Here is a 14,925-nt window from a genome sequence, read left to right on the forward strand (position 1 = left end):
CGGTTATACATGATACCGCTGCTGGAATATCCGACGACCGCCACTTTATTACTTAATCCCAGGGTATGCGGATTCAGCCAGTCTGGGGGAATAGTGGCGTTCGGCAAGGGGGCCAGCAAACCCGCCTTATCCAGCGTGTTAAAAAAAGTCGGCGACGATGACATGATAATATCAACGGGAGGCGCATCCGCCTCCGTTAATAATCGCAAGGATGGAGTGGTACGCCGATAAATAACCTCGACCCGGATTTCCGGATATTGTTCGGCAAAACCGTCGATCACCGCCCTGACCGGCGTCTCCGAGAAGGAGGTAAGCACGGTCAATGACGCGGCCTGAATGGATCTGAATGGCAACATCACCACGACCAAGCAGAGGGGAATCAGTCGGCAAAATAGTGGCATAGGGTGTCTGTCGGCTCGCTATCAATGTCAGATTATGTGCTGCACATCTAATATTCGGCACATGATAATATTTTATTAAATGGGGGGGTGAGCCAGTTCTGACTCATATCGCCCTGTCGGGATCACTATTGTTATTCATTGAATATCGATAGGACAGTCTGAATATGTCACTTTTGACTCATGACCCCCTTATGGTTGAGTCAGTGTTGACCCATATCTGACATTTTGCCGCCTGAAATTCTCCCTTCATATGATGGCAACCGCTATCAGAACTTCCTCTGAAACCATGCTGCCACATATAAACGGAGAACGACATGTTCAACTTTTTCAAGACGCGAGCAGACTTGCCGGTCATGGATGCCTCGCCCGATAAAATCCGCTCCATTTACCGCAAGTACCAGTGGCAGGTTTTCCTGGGACTGGTGCTGGGTTATGCCATGTTTTACGTGGTCAGAATGAGTCTTAATGTTGTCAAGAAACCCCTGCTGGATGCCGGCATAGTGACGCTGGAGGAACTGGGGGTCATAGGCTCCGCCTTCCTGTTCACCTACGCCGTCGGCAAGTTCTCCAATGGCTTCCTCTCCGATTACGCCAACATAGGCCGCTTCATGTCGGTCTCCCTGGGACTGTCATCCATCTGTACCATCCTGATGGGTATGAACACCGCGACCTTCTTTCTGGTACTGATGTGGGGTCTGAATGGCTGGTTCCAATCCGTTGGCTCGGCGCCTTCCTGCGTCTCCATCTTCCAGTGGTTCTCACCCAAGCAACGGGGTTCCGTCTATTCGATATGGGGTGGATCACGCAACATAGGGGAAGGTATCTCCTGGATCCTGACCGCCACCGTCGTCAGCTACTTCGGTTGGCAAGCAGGTTTTATCGGGGCAGGTATTGCCTCTCTGATTGCGGCTCTGTGCATGTTCCTGGTACTGAAGGATCGCCCACAGACTTATGCCCTGCCGGAGCCCGCTGTCGCCTTTGGTGAGCAGGCCGAAATCGCCAAGAAAGTGGAGCCGGCCGAGATCCGCCGCGCCCAGCTGTTCATCCTCAAGCAGCCCACCGTCTGGCTCATCGCCGCAGCCTGCGCCTGCATGTACATGTCCCGCTACGCCATGAGCTCCTGGGCCGTGCTCTACCTGCAAGAACAGAAAGGTTACAGCCTGATCGATGCCGGTTTCGCCATGTCGGCCTACCCCATCGCCGGCTTCCTCGGTGCCATCCTGGCCGGGGTTATCTCTGACAAGATCTTCAACGCCAACCGCCACATCCCGACTCTGCTGTACGGTCTGGCCAACATAGCCGGCATGTGCCTGATGTTCTGGGGCCCGCAGAGCCGCATGATGGACGCGGTCGCCCTCGCCCTGATCGGTTTTGCTATCGGTGGTCTGGTGGTGTTCCTGGCCGGCCTGACCGCCTGTGACCTGATGCCCAAAACGGCCGTGGGCGCCGTGAAGGGATTCATAGGCCTCTGTTCCTACATCGCCGCCTCCGGCCAAGAGCTGGTCTCCTCCGCGCTGATCAAGACCAGCGTGATCGATGGCGTAACCCACTATGACTTCAGCAGTGCCCAGTACTTCTGGCTGGGAGCCTCGGTGGTCTCCATGCTGCTAGCGCTGACGGTGTGGAACGCCAAGAAAGTTGTCAACTACTGATACATGCCCAAGAAAAGGGTGGTCTGGTGACCACCCTTTTACTTTGTTGTCACAACAGGAGAACCCCATGCGCAAGACCAAAATCATCGCCACCCTGGGCCCGTCAAGCTCCTCCGCCACCATGGTGGAGCAGCTGATCCTGGCGGGAGCCAACGTCTTTAGGCTGAACTTTTCCCACGGCAGTCCGGCGCAACACCTGGCACTGGCAGCACTGATCCGCACCACGGCGGCGCGCCTCAATACCCACATCGGCATTCTCGTGGATCTGCAGGGCCCCAAGATCCGCATAGCCAGCTTCACCGCGGGCAGCATCCAGCTGCAGACGGGAGAATCCTTCGTACTCGATGCCGAGCTCAATGACAGGCAGGGCGACCAATATCGGGTCGGGATCGACTACCCGGCGCTGGTGAACGAGGTGTACCCGAGTAATATCCTGCTGTTGGACGATGGCCGTATCCAGCTCAGGGTGGAACAGATCGAGGGGATGCACATCACGACCCGCGTGCTGGTAGGCGGCATATTGTCGAATCGCAAAGGCATCAATGTGCTGGGCGGCGGCCTCAGCGCCCCGGCGCTGACCGCCAAGGATAGGGAAGATATCCTGACTGCCCGTCAACTCGACGCCGACTTCGTGGCCATCTCGTTTCCCCGCTGTGCCGCCGATCTCGACGAGGCCAGGGCACTCATTCGTGCCACCGGCAGCAAGGCGGCCATCGTCGCCAAGGTCGAGCGGGCAGAGGTGGTCGCCTCGGTCGAGGCCATGGACGAGATCATCCACGCCGCCGACATCATCATGGTGGCCCGTGGCGATCTGGGGGTGGAGATCGGGGATGCCAGACTGCCCGGCGTACAAAAGAAGCTGATCAAGCGCTGCCGCGCGCTCGGTCGCCCCGTCATCACAGCGACCCAGATGCTGGAGTCGATGATCGGCAACCCCATGCCCACCCGGGCCGAAGTACTGGATGTGGCCAACGCGGTCATGGATGGGACGGATGCGGTGATGTTGTCGGCCGAGTCGGCGGCTGGGCTCTATCCGGTAGCAGCGGTCGAGGCCATGGCCCGCATCGCACTGGGAGCCGAACAGGAGATGGAGCCCATACCACCACGCTGGCGCAGGGGCACCAGCCAGACAGAGCAGTCCGGCCACTGTATGGCACTGGCCGCCATGACCTCCGCCTTCAGCCAGGACAGCGCCTGTGGTATCGCCGTACTGACCCGCCGGGGAGATGCGGTCATCGCCATCTCACGGGGCGGTCTCAACAACCCTATCTGGGCACTGTCAGACAACGGCCAGCTGCTCAATCAAATGGCGATTTTGCGCGGCGTCAGGCCGATCCACTATCTGGATAGCGACCCCCAGCACCATCACAGCCAGCTGATAGACACATTGCACCGGGCCGATCAGCTGAAGGGGATCCACTCCCTGCTGATCAGTCGCCTCGACTCGCTCGAGGGGTCTGGCCATGAGGATGTCTGTCGCCTGGTGCCATTGCCCGTTACGATACACCGGCCAGAACACCCCATCACTGCCGCTCATTCACACTGAGGGGAGCCACTCTTCTACCTCAAAAGCCTCACCAGATGAGGCTTTTGAGGTTCAGCTGATCCAGAACACTTGTTTCACTCTTCCATTCGAAGCTCTGGTTGGCGCCGCCGTAACACTCCGCCAGCCGCAGCGGTGTGCCGGGCTTGTGACGGCGCCCGGCGACGTCCAGACATAGCTCGACCTTGCTGTTGAACAGGCGATCCGCCTGCCACTGCCATTGACGACTCTCGTCCTGACACTCCGTCATGACGAGATCATTCCCCTCTTTGGCCACCAGACAACGCTGCTGGAGCTGCAAGGCGCCGGCATCCCAGCTGAACTGCTGGCGGGCAGTCTGGTCGCAAGGCTGGGTGATCAGTTGATCCCGGGTATTTAATGCCACGCAGAAACCACCGCTGGTCACCAGGGTGGAGGGGGCATTGGCAGCCTGCCTGGGCACGGCGCCCATCAGGATCTCATCCGGCTTGGGTTTGAACGAACAACCGCAGAGGGTCACGACAACAAGCGCCAGCGTGCTGACGCGAACGAGATTAGGGTGCATATGACATGTTGGCCTGAAATGTGTTCAATGATGCCCACTTGCTGCGGGTCTGGGGCCCAGCATACCCGAAGCCGCGGCGAGAAAGTGCCAACAGAAGTGTAAACAGACGTGACAAGAAGTAACGAAAGGAGAGGTGGCAAACGCCAGAAAGCGAAAAACCCCGCCTAAGCGAGGTTTTTCTGAATATGGTCGGTGATAAAGGATTCGAACCTTTGACCCTCTGGTCCCAAACCAGATGCGCTACCGGGCTGCGCTAATCACCGAGACAATTTTCTTTACTTAAGTACTCTAAAGCACAAAGACAATCACGTTTGATCATCCTCGTCATACAGCAAGTATGGTGCGAAGAGAGGGACTCGAACCCTCACACCCGGGGGGCACTAACACCTGAAGCTAGCGCGTCTACCAATTCCGCCACCTTCGCATACCTGACAAGCTGTAAAATGGGGTGGCTGATGGGGCTCGAACCCACGACAACCGGAATCACAATCCGGGACTCTACCAACTGAGCTACAGCCACCACAGCTGTTTTCGTTCCACAACAACGCCCGTTTAACTGGCGCACGTTTTATGGTGCGCCCGACAGGATTCGAACCTGTGACCTCTGCCTCCGGAGGGCAGCGCTCTATCCAGCTGAGCTACGGGCGCTACGCTGTCGAACGGGGCGCATTATTGATGATGGGAGCATACTTGTCTACACTTTTTTTCCTGCCTTGAATCAACCGCTTGTTTTTCCATCGCTTATGACTGTTTTATGCCATTTTTCCTTCATTCAGGCTGGATCCAGTCCTCGACTGTTACTTTATCCCCCCACAAGAGTGGCCAAGCGCGCAGCAGCACTTGACTTGCCTCAAGGCAACCCTAAAATGAATGAACGTTCATTCAGCCGTTGCGATAATTGAGTCATGGACAAGAAAGAACGCATTTTCAATGCGGCGCATGAAATACTTGGCGAGCAGGGTTTCCACGGGCTATCCATTGCCATGGTGGCCAAGAAAGCCAAGGTCGCGGCGGGTACCATCTATCGCTACTTCAGCGACAAAGATGATCTGATCCGCCAGCTCTATCAGCACACCATACTCCAGTGTCATCCACTGGTCATGGAAGGGGTGCAGATAGAGGAGATGTCGTTTCAGCAATTTCGGCGATTGTGGCTCAACATCCACGCCATTTTTGCCGACGATCCCAACGCGCTCAAATGCAAGCTGCAGTATGAGAGCTCTCCACTGGGAGCCGAACTGGAGAAAGACCCGGTCATCATAGCCGCCTGGGCACCTCTGGATCGCTTCTTCGAACGGGGACGTGAACAAGGTCTGTTTATCGATCTACCCGTCCGGGCATTGCAGGTGCTGAGCCTGGATTGCGTGGGAAGTCTGGCGTTGCAACGCCAGGTTCATCACTTTGAACTAACGCAAGAACAGCTGGAAGCCGTCATCATGGCTAGCTGGAATGCCATTTTAAACCCCCATTTTTCGACCTCAGGAGCCTGTTCATGAAAAAGTGGATGGCCATCATGTTGCTGATAGCGCTTGCCCTGTTTGGCAGCGTCATCGGCTTCAATATGTTCAAGCAGAAGAAGATTGCAGAGTTCATGGCCAACCGGCCTGAACCCGAGTTCCCGGTGACCTCCATGGTGACCAAGGCGCAGGATTGGGTACCGACCATAGAAGCGATCGGCTTCATCGAACCGAACCAGGGGGTGACACTGTCCACCGAGCTGGCGGGCACCATCGATGCCATCACCTTCGAATCCGGCAAGCCGGTCAAGGCGGAGCAGCTGCTGCTGAGCCTGGACTCCAGTGTGGAGAAGGCCAATCTGCGAGCCTCCCAGGCCAAGCTGCCGGCGGCACGCGCCAAATACGAGCGCTTCCAGAACCTTTTCAAGAAGAGCTCCATCTCCAAGGATCAGCTGGATGATGCCGAAGCCAGCTACCGCTCGCTGGAAGCCGATATAGAGAGCCTGAAGGCGACCATAGCCCGCCGTGAAGTCCGCGCCCCCTTCAGCGGTGTGGTCGGCCTGCGCAACGTCTTCCTCGGCCAGTACCTGCAACCGGGTACCGATATAGTGCGGCTGGAAGACACCAAAGTGATGCGTTTGCGCTTTACCGTGCCCCAGACCGACATCTCGAACATCACCCTGGGCCAGATCATCAAGATCAACGTGGATGCCTATCCCCAGACCCAGTTTGACGGCTACATCACCGCCATCGAACCGGCCGTCAACTACCAGAGCGGCCTGATCCAGGTACAGGCTAACATCCCGAACAACGAGGGTCAGCTCCGTTCCGGCATGTTTGCCCGCGCCAGCATCATAATGCCCACGGTGAAAGAGCAGATTGTGATACCGCAATCGGCCATCACCTTTACTCTGTATGGCGAAAACGTCTATGTCATCCACGAGGTGGACGGCATGAGACGGGCCAAGCAGGTCGTGGTCAAGGCGGGAGAACGTCGCGGCAATGACGTACATGTGCTGTCCGGTATCAAGGCCGGGGACGAGATAGTGTTGTCGGGCCAGGTTCGCCTGAGCAACGACACCAAGGTGCGCGTTGTCGAAAATGATGCCCTGGCCGTTCCGGCACAAACCCCGATGCTGTAAGCGCGGAGATCTGCAATGCGATTTACTGACATATTCATAAAACGGCCTGTGCTGGCGATCTCGCTCAGCTTCCTGATCGCCCTGCTGGGCTTTCAGGCCATCTTCAAGATGCAGGTGCGGGAATACCCCGAGGTCACCAATACGGTGATCACGGTCAGCACCAGCTACTACGGTGCCAGTGCCAACCTGATCCAGGGCTTCATCACCCAACCGCTGGAGCAGGCGGTGGCGCAAGCCGACAACATCGACTTCATGACCTCCTCCAGCCAGCTGGGCAGCTCCACCGTGACGGCCTTCATGAAGCTGAACACGGATCCGAACGCCGCGCTGTCGGACATACTGGCCAAGGTCAACTCGGTGCGTTCCCAGTTGCCGAAAGAGGCGGAAGACCCCTCGGTTACCTCCTCCACCGGCTCCACCACGGCGGTGCTCTACCTCGGCTTCACCAGCCCGGAGCTGAACTCCAGCCAGATCACCGACTATCTGGAGCGAGTCATCAAGCCGCAGCTGTTTACCGTGGGCGGCGTGTCCAAGGTAGATCTCTACGGCGGTGTCGAGTTTGCCCTGCGGGTATGGCTGGATCCGGCCAAGATGGCGGCCTTCAACCTGACCTCAAGCGACGTGATGACGGTGCTCAACAGCAACAACTATCAGTCGGCCACCGGTCAGGCGACGGGTTACTTCACGCTGTTCAACGGCAATGCCGAGACCCAGGTCAGCAACATAGAGGAGCTCAGGCGACTGGTGGTTGCCACCCGTGATGGCAATGTGATCCGCCTCTCCGACATCGCCAAGGTGACGCTGGAGAAGAGCCACGACATCTACCGGGCCAGTGCCAACGGCCGCGAAGCCGTGGTCATGGCGGTCAACGCAGCCCCGACGGCCAACCCCATCAACATTGCCCACGATGTGCTGGCACTGCTGCCGAGCCTGAAGAGCAATATGCCGAGCACCATGCAGGTCAACGTGCTCTATGACTCCACCATTGCCATCAACGAGTCTATCCACGAGGTCATCAAGACCATACTGGAAGCGGCTGCCATCGTACTGGTGGTGATCACCCTGTTCCTCGGTTCGTTCCGGGCTGTCATCATCCCCATCATCACAATTCCGCTCAGTCTCATCGGCGTGGTGATGATGATGGACCTGTTCGGCTTCTCGATAAACCTGATGACCCTGCTGGCCATGGTGCTGGCGATCGGTCTGGTGGTGGATGACGCCATCGTGGTGCTGGAGAACGTCGACCGCCATATCAAGCAGGGGGAGGAACCCTTCCGGGCCGCCATCATAGGGACCCGCGAAATAGCCGTGCCGGTTATCGCCATGACGGCCACCCTGGCCGCCGTGTATGCGCCGATCGCCCTGATGGGAGGCATCACCGGCTCCCTGTTCAAGGAGTTCGCGCTGACCCTGGCGGGAGCGGTATTCATCTCCGGCATCATAGCGCTGACCCTGTCACCCATGATGTGCGCCAAGATGCTCAAAGCCAACGAGCAGCCGGGCAAGTTCGAGCGCACTGTGCACCACCTGCTGGATCGGATGACAGAACGCTACGGCACTATGCTGCACGCCGTAATGCAGAAGCGCATCGTGGTCCTGGTGTTCGCCGTCATCGTATTCGGCAGCCTGCCGCTGCTGTTCAAGTTCATCCCGAGTGAGCTGGCACCGGCGGAAGACAAGGGCGTCATGGCGGTGCTGGGTACTGCGCCCTCCAACGCCAACCTGGACTACATCGAAAACACCATGGCGGACGTGAACAAGATCCTGGATGAGCAGCCGGAAATCGCCTACTCCCAGGTCTTCTCCGGGGTATTCAACGCCAATCAGGCATTTGGTATCGCCTCTATGGTGCCCTGGAGCCAGCGTGAAGCGAGCCAGAAAGAGGTGCTGGATCGGGTCGCCGGACTGGTGAAGGACATCCCCGGGATGGCCATCACCACCTTCCAGTTCCCTGAACTGCCGGGTGCATCGAGCGGCTTGCCGATCCAGTTCGTCATCACCACCCCGAACAGCTTCGAGAGCCTGTTCCTGATCGCCAGCGAGATGCTGGCGGCCACCCAGGCCAATGGCCAGTTCGTCTATTCGAATCTCGATCTGAACTACGACTCCGCCACCATGAGGATCAAGATCGACAAGGACAAGGCAGGTGCCTACGGCATCACCATGCAGGACATAGGCATCACCATGGGCACCATGATGGCGGACGGTTACGTCAACCGCATCGACCTGGATGGCCGCTCCTACGAGGTGATCCCCCAGGTCGAGCGCAAATACCGTATGAACCCGGAATCCATGAAGGGTTACTACGTGCGTGCGGCCGACGGCAGATCCATCCCGCTGGGTAGCCTTATCAACATCGAAGTCGTGGGCGAGCCCCGTGCCCTGCCCCACTTCAACCAGCTGAACTCCGCCACCATCGGCGCCGTACCGGCACCGGGTGTGGCCATGGGGGACGCGATCAACTGGTTCAAGACCACAGCCGAAGAGAAGCTGCCGCAAGGCTATCGCTACGACTTCATGGGTGAGGCTCGCCAGTTCGTGACCGAAGGCAACGCCCTCTATGCCACCTTCGCACTGGCACTGGCCATCATCTTCCTGGTGCTGGCCATCCAGTTCGAATCGGTACGTGACCCGCTGGTGATCATGGTGTCGGTCCCGCTTGCCATCAGTGGCGCCTTGATTGCACTAGCATGGGGGTTGGCCACGATGAACATCTACTCCCAGGTGGGTCTGATCACGCTCGTAGGCTTGATTACCAAGCACGGGATCCTGATCTGTGAGGTAGCGAAGGAGGAGCAGCTACTGAACGGTCTGAACCGGACCCAAGCTGTGATGCAGGCGGCCAAGGTGCGGCTGCGCCCCATACTGATGACCACGGCGGCCATGATCGCGGGCCTGATCCCGCTGCTCTACGCGGCGGGCGCAGGCGCAGCCCAGCGCTTCAGCATAGGCATAGTGATAGTGGCCGGTCTGGCGATCGGTACCATCTTCACCCTGTTCGTGCTGCCGGTGATTTACACCTACCTGGCCTCCGAGCACAAACCCTTGCCTGTGTTTGATGAATCCATTCCGCCCAAGGCGAAAGGGAGTCATTGATTACCGACTTGAATGTAAAAGGCCCCGATTCGGGGTCTTTTTTTATCCCACTAACGACACACGACATAAGTACATGAAGCAGTTAAACTAAATGGCATTATTTCCAGACCGCAAGGACGCCATGTCAGGACTTTTCTCCAAGACCGCGAGGGCCATCGGCCGTAACGGGCTCTCATACCGCCTGCTCTCCTACATTCTGGTGTGCAGTACCGTATTGGCGATGATCATTACGGTGTTGCAACTTGCCTGGGATTACCGCAAGGACGTCGCCGTCATTGAGGACAGCATCGGCCAGATCGAAGCCTCCTTCCTGCAGCCCATCGCCGCCAGTCTGTGGAACCTGGACGAGGAGCAGGTCAAGGTACAGATAGAAGGCATCATGAACCTGCCCAACATGCAGTTCGTGATGGTCAAGGAGATGCTCGGCAACTCGGAAGTGCCGTTGCTGATCCAGGGGGTGGAGCGTGAAAGCTATGACATCTCCCGCGAATTCAATCTCACCTATCAGGGTGAAGTGGTCGGCAAGCTGTTCGTCGCCGCCTCCCTCGATCAGATCTACCAACGCCTGATCGAAAAATCCGTGATCATCATGGTCACCCAGACCATCAAGACGCTGGTGGTCTCGTTCTGTATCCTGCTCATCATTTACTATCTGGTGGTCCGTCACCTCAACCGCATCGCCACCTATGCCCAGAAATTCAATCTGGATCGGCTGGCCATCGAGCTGACGCTGGAGGGGCGCCCCCTGCCCCGCAAGAAACCCGATGAGCTGGATACCCTGGTCGCCACCCTCAACCAGATGCGAACACGGCTGAACGACGAATTTGCGGCGCGCCATCAGGCGGCGGAACAGCTGCAACAAGAGCGGGACTTCTCCGCCACCCTGATCAACTCGGCCAACATGCTCATCTGTTGCATGGAACCCAACCTCACCATCGCCAGCATCAACCCGGCCGCCATACTGCTGACCGGCTACCACCAACAGGAGATTTTGCAGCACAGCTGGCTGGATCTGTTCGTCAGCCAGGAACAGCGTGAAGAGCTGGCTCTGATCCTGGCCGATCATGGATCCATTGAGGACAAAGAGATCATCATGTATGACCAGCAGGGCCATGAGCTGGTGTTGCAGTGGACCTTTGCCCCCTTCTACGAGGGCCTCAACCTCAAGTACCTGATCGGGTTCGGCTATGACATCACCCGCCTCAAGAAGGTAGAGCGGGAGATCATCTCCCTCAACGAACAGCTGGAAGGCAAGGTGGTGGAGCGAACCCGCAGCCTGAGCGACGCCAACAATCAGCTGGGCAAGGCCTACGACGACCTGAAACAGGCGCAGCAGACCCTGGTGGAATCGGAGAAGATGGCCTCCCTCGGATCGCTGGTAGCCGGGGTGGCACACGAGATCAACACCCCCATTGGCATCAGTGTGACCGCCTCCTCCTATCTGCAGGAACGGGTGGCCGACTTCAAGCTGCACATCGACTCCAAGCAGCTCTCCCGCTCCTATCTCAACGAGTTCACCGTCAATCTCGACGAGTCCATGCAGCTGCTGCAGGGCAACCTGAGGCGCGCCTCGGAGCTGATTGCCAGCTTCAAGCAGGTGGCAGTCGATCAGTCGTCCGAGGCGCGTTACAACTTCAACCTCGCCGATAACCTGCATCAGGTGGTGGTTTCCCTCGGCCACAAGCTGAAGAAGGCCCAGTGCGAGGTGGACATCCAGTGCGATTCCAAGCTGTCGATCTTCTCCTTCCCCGGCAGCTTCACCCAGATCTATTCCAACCTGATCCTCAACTCCATCAACCATGGTTTTGATGACTGGGACAAGCCGAAGAAGATCACCATCAAGGTGGAGCAGCAAGGTGAGGATCTGATGATCGACTACAGCGACAATGGCCGCGGTATCCCGCCCGAAATACTGCCGCGCATCTTCGACCCCTTTGTTACCTCCAAGCGGGGCCAGGGCGGCAGCGGGCTCGGCACCCACATCATCTACAACCTGGTGGTACAACTGCTGCGTGGCCGCATCAACTGCGTCAGTGAGCCAGGCAACGGCGCCCAGTTCCATATCCGTATGCCGATCCAACATAACTGAACGCTGGCTCTTGTGAGCCAGCCGCTTTATCCCCATCATGCTGTGATTGCATTCTTAATGAGCGGAGAACCTCGCAATGGCACAGCATTTTGACTATATCGCCATCGGTGGCGGCAGCGGCGGCATCGCCTCGGCCAACCGGGCTGCCATGTACGGCAAGAAAGTCGCCCTGATTGAAGCAAAAGAGTTGGGTGGAACCTGCGTCAACGTAGGCTGCGTGCCGAAGAAGGCCATGTGGTATGCCGGCCAGATCGCCGATGCCCTGAAATATGGCGCCGACTACGGCTTCGACACCACACTCAACCACTTCAGCTGGGCCAAACTGGTCGAGTCCCGCCAGGCCTATATTGGCCGCATCCACCAGTCCTATCAGAACGTGCTGGGCAAGAATCAAATCACTGTCGTCAAAGGATTCGCCCGCTTCGTCAATAGCAACACGATCGAGGTCAATGGCGAGCAGTACACCGCAGATCATATCCTGATCGCCACCGGTGGTCGTCCCGAAATACCCGCCATTCCCGGTGCCGAACTGGGTATAGATTCCGATGGTTTCTTTGACCTGCAAAGCCAACCCAAGCGGGTTGCAGTGGTCGGTGCCGGCTACATAGCCGTAGAGATCGCCGGCGTGATGCAGGCACTTGGCTCCGAGACCCATCTGGTGGTGCGCAAGCACGCGCCGCTGCGCAACTTCGACCCCATGATCCACGAGACTCTGGTGGAAATCATGGCGCAGGAAGGGCCCAAACTGCACACCCACGCCATCCCCAAGGCGGTGGTCAAGAACGCCGATGACAGCCTGACCCTGCAGTTGGAAGATGGTCGCCACCTGACCGTCGATTGCCTGATTTGGGCCATAGGCCGCGTTCCGGCCACCGACAATCTCAACCTCTCTGCCGCCGGCATCGCGCTGGACGAGAAGGGCTTTATCCCAAGCGACAAGTTCCAGAACACCTCCGTCGCCAACATCTATGCGGTGGGTGACAACACGGGCCGTATCCAGCTCACCCCGGTGGCCGTGGCCGCCGGCCGTCGCCTCAGTGAGCGGCTGTTCAACAACAAACCGAACGAGCACCTCAACTACGATCTGGTGCCGACCGTGGTGTTCAGCCACCCACCCATAGGCACCATAGGGCTGACCGAACCGGAAGCCATCGCCGAGTATGGCGAGAGCCAGGTGAAGGTCTACCGCAGCCAGTTCACCGCCATGTATTCGGCCCTGACCCAACATCGCCAGCCTACCCGCATGAAGCTGGTGTGCATCGGGCCGGAAGAGAAAGTGGTCGGTCTGCACGGTATCGGCTTTGCCATGGACGAGATACTGCAAGGCTTCGGCGTGGCCATGAAGATGGGGGCCACCAAGGCCGACTTCGACAACTGCGTGGCCATTCATCCCACCAGCGCAGAAGAGTTTGTTACTCTCAGGTGATTGAGTCGAAAAGCCACCCTCACATGTCATGAAATGCTGGAAATAATCCAGTCTCTGGGAACTGTCAAAGCAAAGCCGGAAATCCTACTGCCAAGAAACAGGATCCTCCGGCTTTGCCACACGACAACCGCATCAGTCGAAAATAGGTAGAGTCGCCCAAGCCCAGTTCAATGCCTGCCCTTATCCCCGAACTGATCGCCATGGCCAACCAATAACCAGCCAGCTGGTGCAATAACGTCGGGAGGATTACCTTCCAATTTAGAAACATTGAGATCTCCGTTTATTTATCGCCTCAGAAGAAAAGGTTACATGACATCGTAAATACGTACGCCTTGTGTGCACTGTCTGGATAAGGCTTAAGCGCTTACCGTTCGATGGAGGTGATTATCAGAAGATCAACGGACTTCAACACCGCATACATTCTTGCGGCTCGAAGAAGAAATTCTATGTCGTATTTGCTGGCGTGCACGGCACGTGCGTGAAACCCGTTGGGAAAAAAATCACATGTTTTCGGAGAGTACATCTTGGATAAGCCAGTCATGAAATACTTTAACTTCGCTGCGTATGACAGATTTTTGTGGCGTCACCACGTAATAGGACCATTTTAATGGCCAGCGATGCTCTGGGTGTAGCTGGGCGAGCTGCCCCGTTTCAATAAGGCTTTTCACAAGCGCATGGCGGACAATAGCAACACCGCGGCCTCCAAGTGCTGATAAGATAACTGCAGACGTGGAGTTAATATGCAGCCCGCTGTCGCGCGCTTTGGGCGCATTCAATACACTCAGAACATCTCCCCAAGATGGAAAATCAGCGCCTGGATGTGAAGTATCATCGTGAATAAGCTTTTGTGTGGAGAGCCATTCACCGCATGTCATTTTTTCTGGCGACACGATATGCGGACTGCAGACCAGTACAGCCTCTTCATCCATCAACCAGGTTTTATTCACGCCCGCCCAGTCACCCTGCCCGCAACGAATACCAATGTCTGCCTCACCATGTTGGACATCCATCAGCTTTTCCGTCACGTTAAGCCGCAGATCGATGTTTGCGTGGGTTTCTGAGAACCGGTTTAGTCGATCCATCAGCCAGTTCATTACCAAAACCTGAGAAGCAGTAATCACAACAACTGAGCGAGCCTGACGGCCGCGTAGTTTGTTCAGGCCGGTTTCCAATTTGTCCAATCCCTGAGTGATGTCCTGCAGAGCATCCCGTGCTTCGTCAACCAGCGCCAGACGCTCTTTACCTGTGCGGGTACGGTGAAGTAGCGGGTACCCGACCCAGTCCTCTAGCGACCTGACAAGCTGACCTACTGCGGCGGACGTGACGCCCAGCTCTTGGGCTGCCCTCGTAAAGCTGCCATGACGGGCTGTGGCTTCAAAAGCATGTAGCCATTTCAGTCGGTTAAGCGATCTCATTACTGACTCCTTAATTCGTTATGTCAGCAAGTATACGCCACAAAGAAAGATTTTCTTTTCCGTGTCGCAATTTCTTCTCATTCGTTAATGGCGATTCGCAGTGGCATGCTGGCCTAACACGATAAGAGGAAGACTTTCTTATCAATACACATCAAATGAT

The 14,925-nt window shown here is 57.1% G+C and carries 10 protein-coding genes and 4 tRNA genes; 7 read left to right on the forward strand and 7 right to left on the reverse strand.

All coding sequences use genetic code 11. The features are described 5' to 3' along the window. Positions 1-317, reverse strand: a 317-nt coding sequence (locus BN1129_RS13080) for an extracellular solute-binding protein (RefSeq protein WP_244463060.1), incomplete at its 3' end; no start/stop codon positions are given. A 398-nt stretch (positions 318-715) separates the two neighbouring features. Between BN1129_RS13080 and BN1129_RS13085 the strand changes: the two genes are divergently transcribed. After that, positions 716-2,053, forward strand: a complete 1,338-nt coding sequence (locus BN1129_RS13085) for an MFS transporter (protein WP_042037103.1) — start codon at positions 716-718, stop codon at positions 2,051-2,053. A 67-nt stretch (positions 2,054-2,120) separates the two neighbouring features. Beyond that, positions 2,121-3,599, forward strand: a complete 1,479-nt coding sequence (pyk, locus tag BN1129_RS13090; RefSeq protein ID WP_042037105.1) for a pyruvate kinase — start codon at positions 2,121-2,123, stop codon at positions 3,597-3,599. A gap of 28 nt (positions 3,600-3,627) precedes the next feature. Here the strand turns inward: pyk and BN1129_RS13095 are convergent, their stop codons facing one another. The 5 genes from BN1129_RS13095 to BN1129_RS13115 form a co-directional block, all read right to left on the reverse strand. Continuing rightward, positions 3,628-4,140 carry an RICIN domain-containing protein gene (locus BN1129_RS13095; protein ID WP_042037106.1) on the reverse strand — a complete coding sequence of 171 codons (513 nt, stop codon included), beginning with the start codon at positions 4,138-4,140 and terminating at the stop codon, positions 3,628-3,630. A gap of 186 nt (positions 4,141-4,326) precedes the next feature. Next, positions 4,327-4,403: transfer RNA gene (locus tag BN1129_RS13100), tRNA-Pro, on the reverse strand. A 75-nt stretch (positions 4,404-4,478) separates the two neighbouring features. After that, positions 4,479-4,564, reverse strand: a tRNA-Leu gene (locus BN1129_RS13105). 20 nt (positions 4,565-4,584) lie between these two features. Continuing rightward, positions 4,585-4,660 (reverse strand) — tRNA-His (locus BN1129_RS13110). A gap of 51 nt (positions 4,661-4,711) precedes the next feature. Beyond that, a tRNA-Arg gene (locus BN1129_RS13115) sits at positions 4,712-4,788 on the reverse strand. Between the two features lie 257 nt (positions 4,789-5,045). Here BN1129_RS13115 and BN1129_RS13120 point away from each other — a divergent pair. The 5 genes from BN1129_RS13120 (at position 5,046) to gorA (ending at position 13,350) form a co-directional block, all read left to right on the forward strand. After that, on the forward strand, positions 5,046-5,636 hold the full coding sequence (locus BN1129_RS13120) for a TetR/AcrR family transcriptional regulator (RefSeq protein ID WP_042037108.1): 591 nt from the start codon (positions 5,046-5,048) through the stop codon (positions 5,634-5,636). Then, positions 5,633-6,739 (forward strand): efflux RND transporter periplasmic adaptor subunit, encoded by a 1,107-nt coding sequence (locus tag BN1129_RS13125; protein ID WP_042037110.1) that lies wholly within the window; start codon positions 5,633-5,635, stop codon positions 6,737-6,739. Before BN1129_RS13120 ends, BN1129_RS13125 begins: the two co-directional genes overlap by 4 nt. A gap of 15 nt (positions 6,740-6,754) precedes the next feature. Further along, the gene (locus tag BN1129_RS13130) at positions 6,755-9,835 is read left to right on the forward strand and encodes a multidrug efflux RND transporter permease subunit (protein ID WP_042037112.1); all 3,081 of its coding nucleotides are present in this window, start codon (positions 6,755-6,757) and stop codon (positions 9,833-9,835) included. Positions 9,836-9,956: 121 nt separating this feature from the next. Beyond that, positions 9,957-11,924: an ATP-binding protein gene (locus BN1129_RS13135; protein WP_209418510.1), complete on the forward strand. Its 1,968-nt coding sequence runs from the start codon at positions 9,957-9,959 to the stop codon at positions 11,922-11,924. Between the two features lie 76 nt (positions 11,925-12,000). Next, positions 12,001-13,350 carry a glutathione-disulfide reductase gene (gorA, locus tag BN1129_RS13140; protein ID WP_042037115.1) on the forward strand — a complete coding sequence of 450 codons (1,350 nt, stop codon included), beginning with the start codon at positions 12,001-12,003 and terminating at the stop codon, positions 13,348-13,350. A gap of 500 nt (positions 13,351-13,850) precedes the next feature. On the opposite strand, the gene BN1129_RS13150 is transcribed toward gorA, so the two are convergent. Further along, entirely contained in the window at positions 13,851-14,765 is a 915-nt protein-coding gene (locus BN1129_RS13150; RefSeq protein WP_042037119.1) for a LysR substrate-binding domain-containing protein, read from the reverse strand. Between the last annotated feature and the right edge of the window lie 160 nt (positions 14,766-14,925).

This window comes from Aeromonas popoffii (genome assembly GCF_000820025.1).
Classification (GTDB): domain Bacteria; phylum Pseudomonadota; class Gammaproteobacteria; order Enterobacterales; family Aeromonadaceae; genus Aeromonas; species Aeromonas popoffii.

Coding starts and splice junctions, on each gene's coding strand:
- BN1129_RS13135 (WP_209418510.1), top strand. CDS start 9,957: ATGTCAGGACTTTTCTCCAAGACCGCGAGGGCCATCGGCCGTAACGGG.
- BN1129_RS13095 (WP_042037106.1), bottom strand. CDS start 4,140: ATGCACCCTAATCTCGTTCGCGTCAGCACGCTGGCGCTTGTTGTCGTG.
- BN1129_RS13150 (WP_042037119.1), bottom strand. CDS start 14,765: ATGAGATCGCTTAACCGACTGAAATGGCTACATGCTTTTGAAGCCACA.
- BN1129_RS13125 (WP_042037110.1), top strand. CDS start 5,633: ATGAAAAAGTGGATGGCCATCATGTTGCTGATAGCGCTTGCCCTGTTT.
- BN1129_RS13085 (WP_042037103.1), top strand. CDS start 716: ATGTTCAACTTTTTCAAGACGCGAGCAGACTTGCCGGTCATGGATGCC.
- gorA (WP_042037115.1), top strand. CDS start 12,001: ATGGCACAGCATTTTGACTATATCGCCATCGGTGGCGGCAGCGGCGGC.
- BN1129_RS13120 (WP_042037108.1), top strand. CDS start 5,046: ATGGACAAGAAAGAACGCATTTTCAATGCGGCGCATGAAATACTTGGC.
- pyk (WP_042037105.1), top strand. CDS start 2,121: ATGCGCAAGACCAAAATCATCGCCACCCTGGGCCCGTCAAGCTCCTCC.
- BN1129_RS13130 (WP_042037112.1), top strand. CDS start 6,755: ATGCGATTTACTGACATATTCATAAAACGGCCTGTGCTGGCGATCTCG.